17 protein-coding genes are annotated in these 19,072 nt (G+C 60.7%); 7 read left to right on the plus strand and 10 right to left on the minus strand.

All coding sequences use genetic code 11. The features are described from left to right. The first annotated feature begins 99 nt into the window (after positions 1-99). The 4 genes from ACIQV9_RS01550 to ACIQV9_RS01565 all read left to right on the plus strand — a co-directional run bounded on the left by ACIQV9_RS01550 (position 100) and on the right by ACIQV9_RS01565 (position 3,996). On the plus strand, positions 100-555 hold the full coding sequence (locus tag ACIQV9_RS01550) for a (2Fe-2S)-binding protein (RefSeq protein ID WP_010459764.1): 456 nt from the start codon (positions 100-102) through the stop codon (positions 553-555). A 24-nt stretch (positions 556-579) separates the two neighbouring features. Beyond that, on the plus strand, positions 580-2,748 hold the full coding sequence (locus tag ACIQV9_RS01555) for a molybdopterin cofactor-binding domain-containing protein (RefSeq protein WP_403097248.1): 2,169 nt from the start codon (positions 580-582) through the stop codon (positions 2,746-2,748). A gap of 1 nt (position 2,749) precedes the next feature. Next, a complete protein-coding gene (locus ACIQV9_RS01560) occupies positions 2,750-3,328 on the plus strand; it encodes a hypothetical protein (protein WP_403097250.1) in 579 nt (192 codons plus the stop codon). Positions 3,329-3,402: 74 nt separating this feature from the next. Further along, positions 3,403-3,996, plus strand: coding sequence for a GGDEF domain-containing protein (locus tag ACIQV9_RS01565; RefSeq protein WP_403097253.1), 594 nt, complete (start codon positions 3,403-3,405; stop codon positions 3,994-3,996). Here the strand turns inward: ACIQV9_RS01565 and ACIQV9_RS01570 are convergent. Together ACIQV9_RS01570 and ACIQV9_RS01575 are read right to left on the minus strand one after the other, a co-directional pair. Continuing rightward, positions 3,987-5,264, minus strand: coding sequence for an amidase (locus ACIQV9_RS01570; RefSeq protein WP_403097255.1), 1,278 nt, complete (start codon positions 5,262-5,264; stop codon positions 3,987-3,989). The two genes, ACIQV9_RS01565 and ACIQV9_RS01570, sit on opposite strands and share 10 nt — an antisense overlap. Further along, positions 5,261-5,686 (minus strand): VOC family protein, encoded by a 426-nt coding sequence (locus ACIQV9_RS01575; RefSeq protein ID WP_403097257.1) that lies wholly within the window; start codon positions 5,684-5,686, stop codon positions 5,261-5,263. The genes ACIQV9_RS01570 and ACIQV9_RS01575 overlap by 4 nt, the downstream gene beginning before the upstream one ends. A 114-nt stretch (positions 5,687-5,800) precedes the next feature. Between ACIQV9_RS01575 and ACIQV9_RS01580 the strand changes: the two genes are divergently transcribed. Continuing rightward, a complete protein-coding gene (locus ACIQV9_RS01580; protein ID WP_403097259.1) occupies positions 5,801-6,667 on the plus strand; it encodes a LysR family transcriptional regulator in 867 nt (288 codons plus the stop codon). Positions 6,668-6,849: 182 nt separating this feature from the next. Here the strand turns inward: ACIQV9_RS01580 and fabI are convergent, their stop codons facing one another. The 8 genes from fabI to gloB all read right to left on the minus strand — a co-directional run bounded on the left by fabI (position 6,850) and on the right by gloB (position 17,699). After that, positions 6,850-7,644, minus strand: coding sequence for an enoyl-ACP reductase FabI (gene fabI / locus ACIQV9_RS01585; protein ID WP_008152082.1), 795 nt, complete (start codon positions 7,642-7,644; stop codon positions 6,850-6,852). Between the two features lie 21 nt (positions 7,645-7,665). After that, entirely contained in the window at positions 7,666-9,276 is a 1,611-nt protein-coding gene (locus ACIQV9_RS01590; protein ID WP_403097263.1) for an ABC transporter ATP-binding protein, read from the minus strand. Position 9,277: 1 nt separating this feature from the next. Then, positions 9,278-10,297 (minus strand): ABC transporter permease, encoded by a 1,020-nt coding sequence (locus tag ACIQV9_RS01595; RefSeq protein ID WP_010459784.1) that lies wholly within the window; start codon positions 10,295-10,297, stop codon positions 9,278-9,280. Between the two features lies 1 nt (position 10,298). Next, positions 10,299-11,372 carry a microcin C ABC transporter permease YejB gene (locus ACIQV9_RS01600; RefSeq protein ID WP_010459785.1) on the minus strand — a complete coding sequence of 358 codons (1,074 nt, stop codon included), beginning with the start codon at positions 11,370-11,372 and terminating at the stop codon, positions 10,299-10,301. A gap of 4 nt (positions 11,373-11,376) precedes the next feature. Then, entirely contained in the window at positions 11,377-13,218 is a 1,842-nt protein-coding gene (locus ACIQV9_RS01605; RefSeq protein ID WP_403097267.1) for an extracellular solute-binding protein, read from the minus strand. Then, entirely contained in the window at positions 13,215-15,044 is a 1,830-nt protein-coding gene (locus ACIQV9_RS01610; protein ID WP_403097269.1) for an extracellular solute-binding protein, read from the minus strand. The genes ACIQV9_RS01605 and ACIQV9_RS01610 overlap by 4 nt, the downstream gene beginning before the upstream one ends. A gap of 333 nt (positions 15,045-15,377) precedes the next feature. Continuing rightward, the gene (locus ACIQV9_RS01615) at positions 15,378-16,832 is read right to left on the minus strand and encodes a transglycosylase SLT domain-containing protein (RefSeq protein ID WP_403097272.1); all 1,455 of its coding nucleotides are present in this window, start codon (positions 16,830-16,832) and stop codon (positions 15,378-15,380) included. A gap of 99 nt (positions 16,833-16,931) precedes the next feature. Then, positions 16,932-17,699, minus strand: coding sequence for a hydroxyacylglutathione hydrolase (gene gloB, locus ACIQV9_RS01620; RefSeq protein ID WP_403097274.1), 768 nt, complete (start codon positions 17,697-17,699; stop codon positions 16,932-16,934). A gap of 65 nt (positions 17,700-17,764) precedes the next feature. Between gloB and ACIQV9_RS01625 the strand changes: the two genes are divergently transcribed. Together ACIQV9_RS01625 and rnhA are read left to right on the plus strand one after the other, a co-directional pair. Continuing rightward, positions 17,765-18,523, plus strand: coding sequence for a class I SAM-dependent methyltransferase (locus tag ACIQV9_RS01625; RefSeq protein WP_010459795.1), 759 nt, complete (start codon positions 17,765-17,767; stop codon positions 18,521-18,523). Between the two features lie 90 nt (positions 18,524-18,613). Continuing rightward, positions 18,614-19,066 (plus strand): ribonuclease HI, encoded by a 453-nt coding sequence (gene rnhA, locus ACIQV9_RS01630; protein WP_008028618.1) that lies wholly within the window; start codon positions 18,614-18,616, stop codon positions 19,064-19,066. Positions 19,067-19,072: the final 6 nt, after the last annotated feature.

Below are 19,072 nucleotides of genomic sequence, written 5' to 3' on the forward strand. Positions count from 1 at the left end.
AATTTGCGCTTAGCTGTAGGGATAACCCGAGGCGCGCGTAGGCATCCCGTTGTCACAGCGACGCCCCTTCAGAACACCGTGAGTCTGAGGAAATTCGCAATGCTGACCCTGAACATCAATGGCAAGGATCAGGAGTTGGATGTCCCCGCGGACATGCCGCTGCTCTGGGTCCTGCGCGATGTCGCGCACCTGACCGGTACCAAATTCGGTTGCGGCATGGCCCAGTGCGGTGCCTGCACCGTGCACGTCGACGGCGCGCCGTTGCGCTCCTGCATCACGCCCGCCACCGCGGTGGCCCACGGGCAAAAAATCCTCACCATCGAAGGCCTGTCCACCGACGGCTCGCACCCGGTGCAGCAAGCCTGGGCCGAACTCGACGTGGTGCAGTGCGGTTACTGCCAGTCCGGGCAGATCATGTCCGCCGCCGCGTTGCTGGCGAAGATCCCCAAACCCACCGACAGCGACATCGATCAGGCGCTCTCCGGCAATATCTGCCGCTGCGGCACCTACCCAAGGATCCGCGCCGCGGTCAAACGCGCCGCCGAGATCGGTTGAGCCACGTTGAGGGGAGTCTGCACCATGAACAGCATCAATCCTGTGTCACGTCGCGGTTTTCTCAAGGGCAGCGCACTGTTGGGCGGTGGTCTGGTGGTGGCGTTCGTCATTCCCGGTGCGCATCGCTTTGCCGTGGGGGCGGAGAATGAAGGAAACGTTTTTGCGCCCAATGCGTTTCTGCGGATCGGCAATGACAACGTTGTCACCGTACTGCTCGGTCACTCGGAAATGGGCCAGGGCATCTGGACCGGTCTGACCATGTTGATCGCCGAAGAACTGGACGCCGACTGGTCGAAAATCCGCGTCGAACATTCACCCGCATCCGCTGCGGACTACGGCATGGCGGGTTTCGGCGGGATGCAGATCACCGGCGGCTCGACCTCCACCTGGATGGAGTTCGATCGTTATCGGCAGGCCGGCGCGGCAGCGCGCCTGATGCTGATTGATGCGGCCGCCAAGCGTTTCAACGTCGCACCCTCGGCGATTCATACCGAGTCAGGCGTGGTCATTGCCGGCGACAAACGCGCGACCTACGGCGAACTGGCGGACGACGCCGGCAAGCTGCCGGTACCGGACCCGGCTTCGATCAAGTTCAAGGAGGCCAAGGACTGGAAACTGATCGGCAAACCCACCAAGCGCCTGGACACACCGGAGAAGATCACTGGCCGGGCCAAGTTCGGCATGGACGTGCAATTCGATGGCTTGATGACGGCCATGGTTGCCCGTTCGCCGGTGTTTGGCGGCAGCGTCAAATCTTTCGAAGGCGCCGAGGCGCTGACCGTGCCGGGCGTGCACAAAGTGGTGCAGGTGCCCACTGGCGTGGCGGTGATTGCCGACCATTACTGGGCGGCGAAGCTGGGGCGCGATGCGCTGAAAATCGACTGGGACCTGGGGCCGAACGCCGGCCTCGACAGCCAGAAACTGCTGGAGAGCTTCCGCAAACTCGCATCCACACCTGGCATCTCGGCCAGTAAGGCGGGCGATACCACCGCCGCGCTGGGCAAGGCGGCCAAGACCGTCGACGTCGAATACAGCGTGCCTTACCTGGCCCACGCGCCGATGGAGCCGCTCAATTGCACGGTGAAAATCAGCAAGGACAAGTGCGAGATCTGGACCGGCACGCAGTTCCAGACCCTGGATCAGATGATCGCGGGCAAGATTACCGGGCTCAAGCCCGAGCAGGTTGAAATCCACACCGAATTCCTCGGCGGCGGCTTCGGTCGTCGGGCCAATCCGACGTCGGACTTTGTCGCTGAAGCGGTGCAGGTCGCCAAGGCGGCAGGCGGTCCGGTGAAAACCGTCTGGTCCCGGGAGGACGACGTTCGTGGCGGTTACTACCGCTCGGCGTTCCTGCATCAGGCACGTGTCGGCCTGGATGCTGGCGGCATGCCCATGGCCTGGAAGCATGTGATGGTCGGTCAGTCGATCATGGCCGGCACCCTGCTCGAGGCGACAATGGTCAAGGACGGGGTCGACAAGACCTCGGTCGAAGGCGTTGCCGACAGCCCTTACCTCGTCGGCCTGGCCAATCATCAGGTGGAACTGCACTCACCGACTACTGGCATCAGCGTGTTGTGGCTGCGTTCGGTGGGGCACAGCCACACGGCGTTTGTCATGGAATCGTTGATCGACGAACTGGCCGAAGCGGCCGGCAAGGACCCGGTGGAATACCGACGAACCTTGCTCAAGGCGCATCCGCGACATTTGGGCGTGCTGAACCTCGCCGTCGAAAAAGCCAACTGGAAGGCGCCATTGCCGGACGGCCACGCCTTGGGTGTGGCGGTGCATGAGTCTTTCGGCAGTTACGTGGCCCAGGTCGCTGAAGTGTCACAGGACAACCTGAAAATCCGCGTGCACCGGGTGGTGTGCGCGGTGGACTGCGGGATTGCGGTCAATCCGATGAGCATCGCGGCGCAAATGGAATCCTGCATCACCTTCGGCCTCGGTTTTACCTTGCACAGCAAACTGACGTTCAAGGACGGCCAGGTGGTGCAATCCAATTACCACGACTATCAGGTGCTGCGGCTCAACGAAATGCCGGTGGTCGAAGTGCACATCGTGCCGAGCACCGAAAGGTCCGGTGGTATCGGCGAGGCCGGTGTCCCACCCACGGCGCCGGCAGTGGCCAACGCGGTGTTCACCCTGACCGGGCAGCGCTTGCGGGAACTGCCGTTGCAACTGTCGGGGGTGTGACATGAAACGACATCTGATTTTGGGTGCGGTGGTGTTGATCGGCCTGGTCGGCTACGCCGAGGACCTGTTTGCTGACGATAATGAAGCCATCAAGGCGTTTGATACGGTGCAGAAGGTCTTTCAAAGCCCGCGTTGCCAGAACTGTCATATCCCGGGCGATTCACCGTTGCAGTTCGACGCTGGGATCCCCCACGCCATGAGCGTGGTGCGCGGGATGGACGGCAAGGGCGCAGCGGGGTTGCCCTGCGCGACCTGTCATGCCGAGGCCAACCCGCCCGCCAGTTACGGGCCAAATACACCACCAGGGGCGCCGCACTGGAGCCTGCCGCCAGCGGCGCACAAGATGGCCTGGATCGGACTGCCGGCCGACAAGTTATGCGCGATGATCAAGGATCGCTCCAGTAATGGCGACCGCGATTTCGCGGCGCTGATCAAGCACGTGAGTGAAGACAAACTGGTGCTCTGGGGCTGGAATCCGGGTGAGGGAAGGGCGCCAGTGCCGGTGCCGCACGACATTTTCGTCACTCAATTCAAGCTCTGGGCGGAGGCCGGAGGCCCGTGTCCGGTGCAGGGCAGTTGACCGACGGTCCGTTAACAGGGAGTCAAAGCGGGTATGCACGACTCTAAAGTACATATCCGCCAATGGAGTGAGTCATGCTGATCCCAGGCAAACCGGTCAAGCGCGGTGCTTGTACAGACCCGTTACGTTCGCCACTGCAGGAGCGTGAGCTGCTGCGTGACCTGGCCCGCAAGGCCGAGCAAGAACTGATGGGCGTGCAGATGGCGAGCATGGACGAGTTGACGCTGCTGCCTAACCGTCACGGATTTACAGCGCTGGCCCAACAGGGGATGGACGCCTGCCAGCAGCTGGGACTGCCAGGGACGTTGCTGTTTTTCGACCTCGATAATTTCAAGCGAATCAACTATCTGTACGGTCGTGCCGAGGGCGATAACGCCCTGAAAACGTTTGCTGACGTGCTGCGTATCGCCTTTCGCGAAAGCGATGTGATTGGTCGATTGGGCAACGATGAGTTTGTCGCCTTGTTGACGGGGGCAAGCGTTGTCGAGCTGTCGGCGATCAAGGCCCGGCTCGAAGAAATACTCGCCGAGCGCAATGCCACGGCGAATCGCAGTTTTGCCATTCACTTCAGCATTGGCCAGGTCGAGTTCGACGCTCGGCTAAGCCAGATAACAGAAGACGTATTGGCCCTGGCCGATAAGGCGATGCACGACACGGATCATTGTTGAGCGGCGCCTTGCAACGCTGCAGCAACATAGGCGGCCGTTCTCAACAGCCGGCGATCGTCCCTGAACTTCCCGATTATCTGTAGCCCGACCGGCAACATGGGTTGGGCGCGCACCAGCGGGATGTTCACCTGCGGCCAGCCAAACGCCCCCCAGAACTTGATGAAGTCCGACGGTCCAGTGCTTTCCAGGCCCATCGGCGCGACCATCCCGCAAGAGGCGCCGAGCATGGCGTCGAACGGTTGGCAAAGCTCATTCAAACGGGGCGCAAGCGTCGCCAGGCGCGCCTTGGCAGCGGATTCCTGCTCCCAGGTTGTCGCCGCCGCTCGCTCGAACATGGCCAGTGTCGAAGGGCTCAATTGAGCACGGTGGCGTTGAAATTCCTTGGCCAGCGAGCGGGCACCTTCGCAATCGTTGATCAACTGATGGTCGTCGAACACGCCGGCAAACTCATCGGGCAGCTCCAGTTCGCTTACATAATGGCCGGCGCTGCGCAACTGATCCGCGGCCTGCTCCAGAGCGCAGGCCACCTCCGGGTCCACTTGATCCCAGCGTGAGGTGCGGCAGAAACCCAGCCGCAGCGGCCGCCGGTCGACGTCCGGCACTACAAAACCGGGAATCAACACGCGTGCCACGAGGTGCAGATCACGCACCGATCGTCCATACCAGCCCACGGTGTCGAAGCTCGGCGCCAACGGCTTTACACCTTCCAGCGACACCAGTCCCAGGGACGGTTTGTAGGCGAAGAGGCCGCAGTAGGATGCCGGCTTGAGCAACGATCCAGCCGTCTGGGTGCCCAGCGCCACAGCGAAGAAACCCGCCGCCATTCCGGCCGCCGAACCCGCGCTGGAACTGCCCGGCGTGCGAGCGAGGTCGTGAGGATTTCGGGTCGGGCCGGTGTGCATGTAGGCAAATTCGGTGGTGTGGGTCTTGCCCATGATCAGCGCGCCGGCCTGACGCAGCAGCGTCACGACGTGGGCATCCCGGGACGGTTGATGGTCGGTGTAGATGGGCGAGAAGAATTGCGTGGGGTAGGCGGCGGTGTCGAAGATGTCCTTGATGCCTACGGGGACGCCGGCCAGCAGGCCACGCCCGGCGTTCTGCGCAGCATCGGCGCGTACCTGCTGCTCGTCGAACGAGACGAACGCCTGGATATCCGACTCCCGCGCCTGAATGCACTCAAGAAAGGATTCGGCGATGGCGGCAGCGGTCGTATCGCCATTGACCACCGCTTCACTGAGGGTGGTCGCGTCGAGGGTCGGGCGGTTCATTTGGCGAACAACTGGCTGATGTTTTTAAACGCCTTGAACTCCAAAGCGTTGCCGCACGGGTCGAACAGAAACATCGTGGCTTGTTCACCCACCAGTCCCTGAAAGCGGATGCCCGGCTCGATCACGAAGCGTATTCCAAGGCCTTTCAAACGCTCGGCCAGCGCCTCCCATTCCGCCATCCCCAATACCACACCGAAATGCGGCACCGGTACGTTATGACCGTCCACGGCATTGGTGTGCGCCGCTTCCTGAGAAGCGTTTTTCGGTGCCAGGTGAATCACCAGTTGATGACCGAAAAAGTTGAAGTCGACCCAATGGTCACTCGAGCGGCCTTCTTCCAAACCGAATATGTCACCGTAAAAGCGCCGGGCAGCCGCCAGATCGTAAACCGGTACGGCCAAGTGAAAAGGGCAGAGTTGCATTGGGTTCGCCTCGCGTTCTCAGGAGTTGAAGCTGAGTTTAGCGCTATGATTTTTGATTGAAAGACGATAGTTTTTGCGTCGAGCTCAAATTATTTCGATCAATCGAGAACGCTTATGTTGCGCGAACTGAAAACCTTCATCGCCGTGACGCGCTACGGCACGTTCGCGGCCGCCGGGATGCACATCGGCCTGACGCAGTCGGCGGTCAGCGCACAGATGCGCAATCTGGAACAGGCGCTGGGTATCCGCCTGTTTGATCGCACCGGGCGTCAGGCGATTCTCAATGCCGCGGGGCAACGGGCGTTGCCGATGGCGCAGGAGATCCTCGACACGTTTAGCCGGATGGCCGTCAGTGAGGATGTCAGCGAGTACCGTGGCGAGTTGAAAATCGGCGCGGTGGCCACGGTCCAGACCGGGTTGTTGCCCCAGGCATTTTTGCGGTTGAGGGAGCAGGCACCGCTGCTGGAGCCGAAACTGGTGCCGGGCGTGTCGATGAGTTTGTTGAGTCTGGTCGATACCGGTGAGGTGGATCTGGCGATATTGATCAAGCCGCCATTCGAACTGCCCAAGGAACTGTCGGCGCAGGTGATTCGCCGGGAACCGTTTGTGTTGATCGTGCCGATGGACCTTGAGGGCAATGACCCGTTGCAGATCCTCGCGAGCCACCCGCACGTGCGTTACGACCGCAACTCATTCGGTGGACGCCTGATAACGCGATTTTTGCGTGAACAGCAGATTGATGTGCACGTGGCGATGGAGCTGGATGAGCTGGAAGCCATCGTGAAGATGGTCGAATGCGGGTTCGGCGTTTCACTGCTGCCCGAGGCCGGGTTATGGCTTGAGCATGGGGCGAAGGTCAGGATCATCCCGCTGGGCGAGCTGACGTTCTACCGCGAAATCGTGCTGCTGCAACGCTACAGCCAGCGCACACAGCCGATCCAGCAGCTGTTTGCCCGGTGCCTCACCCAAATGGAAGCCTAACCACAGACCCCTGTAGGAGCGAGCCTGCTCGCGATAGCGTTCTATCAGTCGACATTTATGTTGCATGTCAGTCCGCCTTCGCGAGCAGGCTCGCTCCTACAGGGGGATTTGCATCAGGCTTGGAATTTCAGGCATAAAAAAACCCGCCAGAACCGGCGGGTTTTTTATTGGTTAGCAGAAGATCACTCTTCCAGGCTACCCATCGCAGTGGTGTTGAAGCCACCGTCTACATACATGATTTCGCCGCTGATGCCGGACGCCAGGTCCGAGCACAGGAAGGCGCCGGCGTTGCCGACTTCGTCGATGGTGACGTTGCGACGCAGCGGGGTTTGCGCTTCGTTGGCGGCCAGCATTTTACGGAAGTTCTTGATGCCGGAAGCGGCGAGGGTGCGGATCGGGCCGGCCGATACGCAGTTGACGCGGGTGCCGTCCGGGCCCAGGGAGCCGGCCAGGTAACGCACGCCGGCTTCCAGCGAAGCCTTGGCCATGCCCATTACGTTGTAGTTCGGCATGGTGCGCTCGGCGCCCAGGTACGACAGGGTCAGCAGGCTGCCGTTGCGGCCTTTCATCATTTCGCGGCCAGCCTTGGCCAGGGCCACGAAGCTGTAGGCGCTGATGTCGTGAGCAATGCGGAAACCTTCACGGGTGGTGGCTTCGGTGAAGTCGCCGTCCAGTTGGTCGCCCGGGGCGAAGCCGACGGAGTGCACGATGCAATCCAGGCCGTCCCACTTCTTGCCCAGCTCAACGAAAACCTTGGCGATTTCTTCATCGCTGGCCACGTCGCACGGGAAGCACAGGTCAGGGTTGGAACCCCAGCTTTGTGCGAACTCTTCGACACGACCCTTGAGTTTGTCGTTCTGATAAGTGAAGGCAAGCTCAGCGCCCTCGCGATGCATGGCGGCAGCGATGCCGGATGCGATGGACAGCTTGCTGGCGACACCGACGATCAGTACGCGCTTACCGGCGAGAAAACCCATGTGTTGCTCCTCTCTTTCAGGTTATTGCGCAGTGGCCGGTGCCAAAAAAGCGGCTTCCAGCAACTGCTGTGTATACGGATGTTGGGGGGCGGCAAAGATACTTTGCGCGTCTCCCTGTTCGACCACTTGGCCTTGCTTGACCACCATCAGCTGGTGGCTCAGCGCCTTGACGACAGCCAGGTCATGGCTGATAAACAGATACGTCAGGTTGTACTTGGTTTGCAGTGAACGCAGCAGCTCCACCACTTGGCGTTGCACGGTGCGGTCGAGGGCCGACGTCGGCTCGTCCAGCAAAATCAACGCCGGTTTTAGCACTAATGCCCGGGCAATGGCGATTCTCTGCCGCTGCCCACCGGAAAATTCGTGGGGGTAGCGGTTCCGGGTTTCCGGGTCCAGGCCTACCTCCTTCAATGCCGCAATAATCGCTTGTTCCTGTTCCGCCTCGGTGCCCATCTTGTGGATCCGCAGGCCTTCGCCAACGATCTGGCTCACGCACATCCGTGGGCTCAGGCTGCCGAAGGGGTCCTGAAACACCACCTGCATCTCCCGGCGCAACGGTCGAACCTCGCCCTGCGTCAGGCAGTCTAGCTGCTTGCCTTCAAACTGGATGGCGCCTTTGCTGCCGATCAGCCGCAAAATCGCCAAACCCAATGTCGACTTGCCCGAACCGCTTTCTCCCACAATCCCCAGGGTCTGGCCCTGGGGCAGGCTGAAATTGATCCCGTCCACCGCTTTGATGTGATCGACGGTCTTTTTCAGAAAGCCTTTTTTGATCGGGAACCAGACTTTCAAGTCCTCAACCTGCAGCAGCGGCGGGCCAATCACGTTGGTCGCAGGCTTGCCGCTGGGCTCCGCTGCCAGCAGTTCCCGAGTGTACGGATGCTGCGGCGCGCGGAACAACTCTTCGCACGATGCCTGTTCGACGATGCAACCGCGCTGCATGACACATACGCGATGCGCAATTCTTCGCACAAGGTTCAAATCGTGACTGATCAGTAGCAACGCCATGCCCAGACGGGCCTGCAATTCCTTGAGCAATTCGAGGATTTTCAGCTGAACGGTCACGTCCAGCGCGGTGGTTGGCTCGTCGGCAATCAGTAGCTCGGGCTCGTTGGCCAGGGCCATGGCGATCATCACCCGCTGACGCTGGCCGCCGGACAGCTCGTGGGGCAAGGCCTTGAGGCGCTTGTGCGGCTCAGGAATGCCGACCATCTCCAGCAACTCCAGCGTGCGCTTGGTCGCCACTTTGCCGACCAGGCCCTTGTGGATGCCCAGCACCTCGTTGATCTGCTTCTCGATCGAGTGCAGCGGATTGAGCGAGGTCATCGGCTCCTGGAAGATCATCGCGATCCGGTTGCCGCGGATATGGCGGATGGTTTTCTCTTTCAGGCTCAGCAGGTCTTGCCCGGAGTACTCGATGGTGCCGGAGGGATGCCGGGCGAGCGGGTAGGGCAGCAGTCGCAGGATCGAGTGCGCGGTCACCGATTTGCCGGAACCGCTTTCGCCGACCAGGGCCAGGGTTTCGCCGCGCTTGATGTCGAAGCTGACGCCTTCCACCACCCGCTGGCAGTGATCGCCGACGACGAATTCGACGGCCAGGTCGCGCACTTCGATCAGATTGTCCTGATTCATTTCACTTCCTCGGGTCGAAGGCATCGCGAGCGGACTCGCCGATGAACACCAGCAAACTCAACATCAACGCCAGCACCGCAAACGCGCTCATGCCCAGCCACGGCGCTTGCAGGTTGGATTTGCCCTGGGCCACCAGCTCACCCAGGGACGGCGCGCCCGGCGGCAAACCGAAGCCCAGGAAGTCGAGCGCGGTCAGGGTGCCGATGGCGCCGGTCAGGATGAACGGCATGAACGTCATGGTCGAGACCATGGCGTTGGGCAGAATGTGGCGGAACATGATCGCGCCATTCTGCATCCCCAGCGCCCGCGCGGCACGCACGTATTCCAGGTTACGCCCACGCAGGAACTCGGCGCGCACCACGTCCACCAGGCTCATCCACGAAAACAGCAACATGATTCCCAGCAGCCACCAGAAATTCGGCTGCACGAAACTGGCCAGGATGATCAGCAAATACAGAACCGGCAGCCCGGACCAGATCTCCAGGAATCGCTGCCCGGCCAGATCCACCCAGCCCCCATAGAAACCCTGCAAGGCCCCGGCAATCACGCCGATGATCGAGCTGAGGATGGTCAGGGTCAGCGCAAACAGCACCGAAATGCGGAAGCCGTAAATCACCCGCGCCAACACATCGCGGCCCTGATCGTCGGTGCCGAGCAGGTTGTCGGCTGAAGGTGGCGCCGGCGCCGGGACTTTCAGGTCGTAGTTGATGCTTTGGTAGCTGTAGGGAATCGGCGCCCACAGCACCCAGGCGTCCTTGGCCTTGAGCAATTCGCGGATGTACGGGCTCTTGTAGTTGGCCTCCAGCGGGAATTCGCCGCCGAACGCGGTTTCCGGGTAGCGCTTGAGCGCCGGGAAGTACCAGCCATTGTCGTAATGCACCACCAGCGGTTTGTCGTTGGCAATCAGCTCCGCGCCAAGACTCAGGCCGAACAGCACCAAAAACAGCCACAGCGACCACCAGCCACGCTTGTTGGCCTTGAACAGTTCGAAACGTCGGCGATTGAGCGGGGACAGGTTCATCTCAATGCTCCCGGCTTTCGAAGTCGATGCGCGGATCGACAAAGGTGTAGGTCAGGTCGCCAATCAGTTTCACCACCAGCCCCAGCAACGTGAAGATAAACAGCGTGCCGAACACCACCGGGTAATCGCGGTTGATCGCCGCTTCGAAACTCATCAAGCCGAGACCGTCCAGGGAGAAGATCACTTCCACCAGCAGCGAGCCGGTGAAGAAGATCCCGATAAACGCCGACGGGAAGCCGGCGATCACCAGCAGCATCGCATTGCGGAACACATGGCCGTAGAGCACGCGGTGATTGGTCAGGCCCTTGGCCTTGGCGGTGACCACGTACTGTTTGTTGATTTCGTCGAGGAAGCTGTTTTTGGTCAGCAGGGTCATGGTCGCGAAGTTGCCGATCACCAGCGCGGTCACCGGCAATGCCAAGTGCCAGAAGTAATCGAGGATCTTGCCGCCAGTGCTCAGCTCATCAAAGTTGTTCGAAGTCAGTCCCCTGAGCGGGAACCAGTCCAGGTAGCTGCCACCGGCAAACACCACGATCAGCAGGATGGCGAACAGGAACGCCGGGATCGCGTAGCCGACGATGATCAGCGAACTGGTCCAGACGTCGAAGTGGCTGCCGTGTCGCGTCGCCTTGGCGATCCCCAGCGGGATCGACACCAGGTACATGATCAGCGTGCTCCACAACCCGAGCGAGATCGACACCGGCATCTTTTCCTTGATCAGGTCGATGACCTTGGCATCGCGAAAGAAGCTGTCGCCGAAATCCAGGGTGGCGTAGTTCTTGATCATGATCCACAAGCGTTCCGGCGCCGATTTGTCGAAGCCGTACATGTGTTCGATTTCCTTGACCAGCATCGGGTCCAGGCCCTGCGCGCCGCGATAGGCCGAGCCGGCCACCGAAACTTCGGCACCACCACCGGCAATGCGGCTGGTGGCGCCTTCGAAGCCTTCGAGCTTGGCGATCATCTGCTCCACCGGCCCGCCAGGGGCGGCCTGGATGATCACGAAGTTGATCAGCAAAATGCCGAGCAAGGTCGGGATGATCAGCAGCAGTCGCCGAAAAATATACGCCAGCATCTGATTACTCCGTGCCCGCAGGGTCGGCTTGCAGTTTGGTTTCGACTTCTATCGCCGGTGTTGCGTCAGGCTTGACCCACCAGGTCGTGGTGCCGATGTCGTACTTGGGAGAGACTTTCGGGTGACCGATGTGGTTCCAGTACGCCACGCGCCAGGTCTTGATGTGCCAGTTGGGGATCACGTAATAGCCCCATTGCAGCACGCGGTCCAGTGCCCGGGCGTGGGCCACCAGGCTTTTGCGTGAATCGGCGTTGATCAGTTGTTCGACCAGTTGATCGACGACCGGGTCCTTCAGACCCATGGAATTGCGGCTGCCGGGTTTGTCGGCCGCGGCGGACATCCAGAACTCGCGCTGCTCGTTGCCCGGCGAGTTGGACTGCGGGAAGCTGCCGACGATCATGTCGAAGTCCCGTGAACGCACGCGGTTGATGTATTGCGAGACATCGACCCGACGGATCACCAGGTCAATGCCCAGGTCGCTGAGGTTGCGCTTGAACGGCAGCAGCACGCGTTCGAATTCGGTCTGGGCCAGCAGGAACTCGATGGTCACCGGTTTGCCGTTGGCGTCGACCATCTTGTCGTCGACGATCCGCCAGCCAGCCTCTTGCAGCAATTGGTAAGCCTTGCGCTGCTGGGTGCGGATCATGCCGCTGGCGTCGGTCATCGGGTTCTGGAACGCTTCGCTGAACACCTGCTCGGGGATCTTGCCGCGGAACGGGTCGAGGATCGCCAGTTGATCGGCGTCGGGCAGGCCTGTCGCGGCCATTTCCGAATTTTCGAAGAAGCTGCGGGTGCGCACATAGGCACCGTTGAACAGTTGCTTGTTGGTCCACTCGAAGTCCAGCAGCAATGTCAGCGCCTGACGCACGCGCACGTCCTGAAACACCGGGCGGCGCAGGTTGAACACAAAGCCTTGCATACCGGTGGGGTTGCCGTTGGGGATCTGCTCCTTGATCAGGCGGCCTTCGGTGACGGCTGGAGTGTTGTAGGCGTTGGCCCAGTTCTTCGCGGACATTTCCGCCCAATAGTCGAACTGCCCGGCCTTGAGCGCTTCCAGTGCGACGGTGTTGTCGCGGTAGTAGTCGGTAGTCAACACGTCGAAATTGTAGAAGCCACGGTTGGCCGGCAGGTCTTTGCCCCAGTAATCCTTGACCCGCTCGTAGCGAATCGAGCGCCCGGCCTTCACTTCGGTCACCTTGTAGGGGCCGCTGCCCAACGGCATTTCAAGGTTGCCCTTGTTGAAATCGCGGCTCGCCCACCAGTGCTTGGGCAACACCGGCAACTGGCCGAGGATCAGCGGCAGTTCGCGGTTGTTGGTGTGCTTGAACTTGAACAGCACGGTGAGCGGATCTTCGGCGACCGCTTCCTCGACATCGCTGTAGTAACCGCGATAGAGCGGGGCGCCATCCTTGGTCAGCATCTGGAAGCTGAACACCACGTCTTCGGCGCGCATTGGATGGCCGTCGTGGAAGCGCGCTTCAGGACGCAGGTAGAAGCGCACCCAGCTGTTGTCCGGGGCTTTCTCGATCTTGCCGGCGACCAGGCCGTATTCAGTGAACGGTTCGTCCAGCCCCTGTTTGGCCAAGGTGTCGTAGATCATGCCGATGTCGTCGGCCGGTACGCCTTTGCTGATGAATGGGTTGAGGCTGTCGAAGCCGCCGAACCCGGCCTGGCGAAAGATCCCGCCCTTGGGGGCGTCGGGGTTCACGTAGTCGAAATGCTTGAAGTCGGCCGGGTATTTCGGCGGCTCGTTGTACAGGGTCACGGCATGTTGCGGGGCGGCGCAGGCCAGCCCGGCGAACAGCAGACCGCTGGCCTGCAAGAGCAGGGCGCGTAGGGGTTTCATCGATCTTTCTCCGAAGATTTCAACCACCACGCGGAGAGGCCCAGAGTGTAGGGCGGCGTGGTGACGAAGGCGAACCGGTTGCGGTAGGCCAGGCGGTGATAATTGAGGTACCAGTTGGGAATGATGTAGTGCTGCCACAGCAAGACCCGGTCCAGGGCTTTGCCGGCGGCCACTTGTTCGTCGCGGGTTTGCGCGGCGAGCAATTGTTCGAGGAAGTGATCGACCACCGGGTTGGCGATGCCGGCGTAGTTTTTACTGCCCTTGACCCCGACCTGGCTGGAATGGAAATACTGCCATTGTTCCAGGCCCGGGCTGAGGGTCTGGTTGAGCGTCATCAGGATCATGTCGAAATCGAACTGATCGAGGCGTTGTTTGTACTGGGCGCGATCGACCGTGCGCAGCCGCGCGTCGATGCCAATGCTGGCGAGGTTCTCGACGTAAGGCTGAAGGATGCGCTCAAGGTTCGGGTTGACCAACAGGATCTCGAGTTTGAGCGGCTGGCCTTTGGCGTTCTCGATCCGTTGCCCATTGAGCTTCCAGCCGGCCTCGGCGAGCAGCGCCAGGGCCTTGCGCATGGTTTCCCGAGGGATGCCGCGTCCGTCGGTCTTTGGCAGGCTGAACGGCTCGGTGAGGAGCTTGGCGGGCAACTGCTCGCGATAGGGCTTGAGCAACAGCCATTCGTGACCGACCGGCAGGCCCGTGGCGGAGAATTCGCTGTTGGGGTAGTAACTCATGGCGCGTTTGTAGGCACCGCTGAACAGCGTGCGGTTGGTCCACTCGAAATCGAACATCAGCCCCATGGCTTCACGGACTTTGGTCTCGGAGAAGATCGGACGCCGGCTGTTCATGAACAGGCCCTGGGTCTGGGTCGGGATCTGGTGCGGGATCATTGCCTTGATCACGTCGCCGCGGCGCACGGCCGGGAAGTTGTAACCGTTGTCCCAGTTCTTCGCCTGGTGCTCGATGTAGATGTCGAACTCGCCGGCCTTGAAGGCTTCGAAGGCCACATCGCTGTCGCGGTAGAACTCGACTTCCATGCGGTCGACGTTGTACTTGCCGCGATTGACCGGCAGATCCTTGCCCCAGTAGTCCTTGACCCGCTCGAAAATGATCTGGCGTCCTGGCGTTACCGACGTGATGCGATACGGCCCGCTGCCCAGCGGCGGTTCGAAGGTGGTGGCCTTGAAGTCGCGACCTTTCCAGTAGTGCTGCGCCAGCACCGGCAATTCGCCCAGGCGTAGAATCTGCAATGGATTGCCGGCGCGCTTGAAGACGAATCGAATGCGCTGCGGGTTGAGGATGTCGACCCGCAACACTTCCTGAAGGCTGGTGCGGTATTGCGGATGACCGTCCTTGAGCAGCAAACGGTAGGAGAACGCCACGTCATAGGCGGTGATTGGCGTGCCATCGTGGAACCGCGCTTCGGGGCGCAGGTTGAACACCACCCAGCTGCGGTCTTCGCTGTATTCCACCGATTGGGCGATCAGGCCATAACTTGAGGTCGGCTCATCGCCGGACGGTGCGTACTGGCCGGTGCCGACCATCAACGGTTCGTTGAGCTCGTTGATGCCGTATTGCAGGAAATTGGCGGTAGAAACCGGGCTTGAGCCCTTGAATGTGTAGGGGTTGAGCGTATCGAAGGTGCCAAACGCCATCACCCGCAAGGTACCGCCCTTGGGCGCTTGCGGGTTGACCCAGTCGAAGTGGGTAAATCTGGCCGGGTACTTGAGCGTGCCGAACTGCGCATAACCATGGCTTTCGCTGATCGTCGCGCTTGCGGGGGAGCTCAAGGCCAGGCTGATCAGGAAGAGGAGGGGACGCTTCAAGTCAGAGATCCGATCCAGGCGGCTTGGGCTTTGTGGGCCGTACAGTAACAGCTTGTATCGACAGGAAAAAGATGGGGGCTTAATGCGCTGTTAACGGCTGGCGCTATAGCCCTGTGCATCGCAGAACATGTGGCGAGGGGGCTTGCCCCCGTTGGGTCGCGAAGCGGCCCCTTACATTTTCTCAGATCAACCGCATTCGCAGGGTTTGCGACTGCTGCGCGGTCGAACGGGGGCAAGCCCCCTCGCCACAACAGCCCCTGGGTAGCACTTAACAAGTGCAGTAGCCCTTAAATTGCAGGCCAAAAAAAAACCCCTGAAATCAGGGGCTCGTTTTTAGCGTGGCGAAGACACCGTCAACATCTGCCCAGGCTTCAACGCCTGACCGACACGCGGGTTCCAGCGTTTGAGGTGCTGCATTTCAACGTTGAAGCGCTTGGCGACCATGTACAACGAGTCACCTTGCTTGACCTTGTATTGGGTCTGCGGCTTCTGTTTGTCGGCTTTGCTGTTGGATTTGCTGTTCGCCGCCACAACGGTGTTGACGCGACCGCCGCTACGTTTGGCGGTGTCTTGCATCACCAGGGTCTGGCCGACCTTGAGATTCTTGCCGGTCATCTTGTTCCAGCGCTGCAGGTCCTTGACGTCGACCTTGTTGGCCTTGGCGATGGCGGCCAGGTTGTCGCCGCGCTTTACGCGGTACGCCCGTTTGAGGCTGGCGATTTCGGATTCATCAGCACCTTCGAACACCGGCTTGAGCGACTTCTTGCTGATCAACTCTTCAGGTCGCATGGTCGAGAGGCTGGCGGTCAGCAGCTGCGCCTTGGACGTTGGCACCAGCAAATGCTGGGGACCGTCGATGGTGGTGCGCTGTTTGAAGGCCGGGTTGAGCTGGAACAGCTCGTCTTCGTCGATGTTGGCCACCGCGGCAACCTTGGACAGGTCCATGCGCTGGTTGATTTCGACGACCTGGAAGTACGGTTCGTTGGCGATCGGGTTGAGGTTCACGCCGTAGGCTTCGGGGGCCAGCACGACCTGGGACAAGGCCAGCAGCTTCGGCACGTAGGCCTGGGTTTCGGCTGGCAGCGGCAGGTTCCAGTAATCGGTCGGCAGACCGAGTTTCTCGTTGCGCTCGATGGCACGGCTGACCGTACCTTCACCGGCGTTGTAGGCCGCCAAGGCCAGCAACCAGTCACCGTTGAACATGTCGTGCAGTCGGGTCAGGTAATCCATGGCCGCGGTGGTCGAGGCGGTGATGTCGCGACGGCCATCATAGAAACGGGTCTGGCGCAGGTTGAAGTAACGGCCGGTGGAAGGAATGAATTGCCAAAGGCCCACCGCGTTGGCCCGGGAATAGGCCATCGGGTTGTAGGCGCTTTCAATCACTGGCAACAGCGCCAGTTCCAGCGGCATGTTGCGTTCTTCAAGGCGTTCGACGATGTAGTGAATGTAGAGGCTGCCGCGTTCGCCGGCGTTTTCAAGGAAGGACGGGTTGCTGGCGAACCACAGGCGCTGTTGCTCGATGCGTGGGTTGACGCCCAGGCTGTCCTGCAACTGGAAGCCCTGGCGCATGCGCTCCCAGACATCTTGTGGAATTTGCGGAGTCGGCTTTTCGCTGAGCCAGATAGGTTTCTGCTTGGCGCGAGCGGCGATGTTCGGAGTGTGTGTCGCTTCGGTCTGCGGCACATGGCTGGAACAGCCCGCCAGAGTGGCGGACACAGCCACCGCGATGGCTTGAGCCAAGCGGGTCAATGCGTCTGAATTGATGGCTTTACGAATAGATGACGACATTGGCTGGAAGTATGTTCCGGGCAAAAATGTCGGGCGATTCTAGAAAGCGCACCCTCTGCGGTCAACCATTCAGAATTTTTGTACCAACGAGGCGGCTACTTAGAACTTATCTTTCCAAGCCCGAAGAGCCGCAAAGACCGCACTCGGAGCCCGGTTTTGGGTTCCATTCCGTTCGTCCACTTTTTGTTTAACGGATGTTTCGTCGACACGCAAAAACGGGTTGGTCAGCTTTTCAAGCGCCAGAGTAGAGGGCAGCGTCACGATTCCGGCTGCACGTTGCTCGGTGACTTTTTCCAGACGTGCGGCGGTGTCCCGATTGCCCGGTTCGACCGCTGCGGCAAATTTCAGGTTGCTCAGGGTGTATTCATGGGTGCAGTAGACCAGCGTATCCTCGGGCAGTGCGCCGAGGCGGCTCAGTGAAGTGTGCATCTGCTCGGGCGTGCCTTCGAACAAGCGTCCGCAACCGGCGGCAAAGAGGGTGTCGCCGCAGAACAGCAGGCCGCGGTGGTAATAGGCAATATGTCCCAGGGTGTGTCCGGGAACCGCAAAAACATCGAAGTCCCAGCCCAGCACGTTGACGCGGTCGTTGTCCTTGAGCGCCACGTCCCGCACCGGGATGGTTTCGCTGGCCGGGCCGTAGACTTTTGCGTCTGTCGCTTTTTTCAGCTGTTCGACGCCACCGACGTGATCATGATGGTGATGAGTGACCAGGATATCGCTCAGTACCCAACCCGGATGCGCCGCCAGCCAGGCTTGCACGGGCGCGGCATCACCCGGATCGACTACGGCGCAGCGCTGGGTGCGGTGGTCTTGTAACAACCAGATGTAGTTGTCGGTGAAGGCGGGCAGGGCACTGATCTGTATCATCGTCGGATTCGCCAAGCGGAAAACAATGGCGCATCTTAGAACTTCCTGGCGCGTTGGAGAATGCAATGACCGATAAAGCGTTCGCTCAGGCCGATCCTGAGTGGCTGAATTTGATCAGCGCGGCCCGTGAATGGCTGTCCGGGCCCATCGGGCAATTTCTGCTGGACGAAGAGCGGCGCATGCTCGAAGACGAGCTGGGTCGCTTCTTCGGTGGCTACCTGGTGCATTACGGCCCGTCGGCCCAGACGCCGCCGTCGGCACCCCAGGTTCAGCGCAATGTGCGACTTGGGGCGCCGTTGCCGGGGGTCGAGATCGTCTGCGAAGAGCAGGCGTGGCCGTTGAGCGAGCATGCCGCTGATGTGGTGGTGATGCAGCACGGTCTGGATTTCTGCCTGTCGCCCCACGGCTTGCTGCGTGAAGCCGCGAGCAGCGTGCGGCCCGGCGGGCATTTGCTGATCATCGGGATCAACCCTTGGAGCAGCTGGGGCTTGCGCCATGTGTTCGCCCATGACGGCTTGCGCAAGGCGCGCTGTATCTCGCCGTCGCGGGTCGGCGACTGGCTCAACCTGCTGGGTTTCGCGCTGGAGAAACGCCGCTTCGGGTGCTATCGTCCGCCGCTTGCTTCACCCGCCTGGCAGGCTCGCCTGGCCGGTTGGGAGCGCAAGGCCGGTGACTGGCAACTGTCAGGTGGCGGCTTCTATTTATTGGTGGCGCGCAAGATCGTTGTTGGTCTGCGACCTGTCCGTCAGGAACGGCGTGAACCGATGGGCAAGCTGATTCCATTACCTATGGCCAAGGTCAACCGTCGTAACATCGAGCCGTAATACACTCTTATTTCCCGGCCGGGTTTGCCCCGGCCTCGGGCATCGTCGGTCACTGATCGGCGAGCCACCGCATTTTCTGGATAGATTGGCATGAGCGATAGCGTAGAACTCTTCACCGACGGCGCCTGCAAAGGCAACCCTGGCCCTGGCGGCTGGGGCGCATTGCTGGTGTGCAAAGGCGTTGAAAAGGAACTGTGGGGCGGCGAAGCCAACACCACCAACAACCGCATGGAGTTGATGGGCGCGATTCGCGGCCTGGAAGAACTCAAGCGTTCCTGCGATGTGCTGCTGGTGACCGACTCCCAGTACGTGATGAAAGGCATCAACGAGTGGATGGACAACTGGAAGAAGCGCGGCTGGAAAACGGCGGCGAAGGAGCCGGTCAAAAACGCTGACTTGTGGAAACTGCTCGATGAGCAGGTCAACCGCCACAACGTCACCTGGAAATGGGTGCGCGGGCACATCGGCCACCACGGCAACGAACGGGCGGACCAGTTGGCCAACCGTGGTGTAGATGAAGTGCGCGGTTACAAGCAGGCTTGATGATTC

Source organism: Pseudomonas sp. NPDC099000 (assembly GCF_044759925.1).
Classification (GTDB): Bacteria; Pseudomonadota; Gammaproteobacteria; order Pseudomonadales; family Pseudomonadaceae; genus Aquipseudomonas.

Coding starts and splice junctions, on each gene's coding strand:
- ACIQV9_RS01550 (WP_010459764.1), top strand. CDS start 100: ATGCTGACCCTGAACATCAATGGCAAGGATCAGGAGTTGGATGTCCCC.
- ACIQV9_RS01555 (WP_403097248.1), top strand. CDS start 580: ATGAACAGCATCAATCCTGTGTCACGTCGCGGTTTTCTCAAGGGCAGC.
- ACIQV9_RS01560 (WP_403097250.1), top strand. CDS start 2,750: ATGAAACGACATCTGATTTTGGGTGCGGTGGTGTTGATCGGCCTGGTC.
- ACIQV9_RS01565 (WP_403097253.1), top strand. CDS start 3,403: ATGCTGATCCCAGGCAAACCGGTCAAGCGCGGTGCTTGTACAGACCCG.
- ACIQV9_RS01570 (WP_403097255.1), bottom strand. CDS start 5,264: ATGAACCGCCCGACCCTCGACGCGACCACCCTCAGTGAAGCGGTGGTC.
- ACIQV9_RS01575 (WP_403097257.1), bottom strand. CDS start 5,686: ATGCAACTCTGCCCTTTTCACTTGGCCGTACCGGTTTACGATCTGGCG.
- ACIQV9_RS01580 (WP_403097259.1), top strand. CDS start 5,801: ATGTTGCGCGAACTGAAAACCTTCATCGCCGTGACGCGCTACGGCACG.
- fabI (WP_008152082.1), bottom strand. CDS start 7,644: ATGGGTTTTCTCGCCGGTAAGCGCGTACTGATCGTCGGTGTCGCCAGC.
- ACIQV9_RS01590 (WP_403097263.1), bottom strand. CDS start 9,276: ATGAATCAGGACAATCTGATCGAAGTGCGCGACCTGGCCGTCGAATTC.
- ACIQV9_RS01595 (WP_010459784.1), bottom strand. CDS start 10,297: ATGAACCTGTCCCCGCTCAATCGCCGACGTTTCGAACTGTTCAAGGCC.
- ACIQV9_RS01600 (WP_010459785.1), bottom strand. CDS start 11,372: ATGCTGGCGTATATTTTTCGGCGACTGCTGCTGATCATCCCGACCTTG.
- ACIQV9_RS01605 (WP_403097267.1), bottom strand. CDS start 13,218: ATGAAACCCCTACGCGCCCTGCTCTTGCAGGCCAGCGGTCTGCTGTTC.
- ACIQV9_RS01615 (WP_403097272.1), bottom strand. CDS start 16,832: ATGTCGTCATCTATTCGTAAAGCCATCAATTCAGACGCATTGACCCGC.
- gloB (WP_403097274.1), bottom strand. CDS start 17,699: ATGATACAGATCAGTGCCCTGCCCGCCTTCACCGACAACTACATCTGG.
- ACIQV9_RS01625 (WP_010459795.1), top strand. CDS start 17,765: ATGACCGATAAAGCGTTCGCTCAGGCCGATCCTGAGTGGCTGAATTTG.
- rnhA (WP_008028618.1), top strand. CDS start 18,614: ATGAGCGATAGCGTAGAACTCTTCACCGACGGCGCCTGCAAAGGCAAC.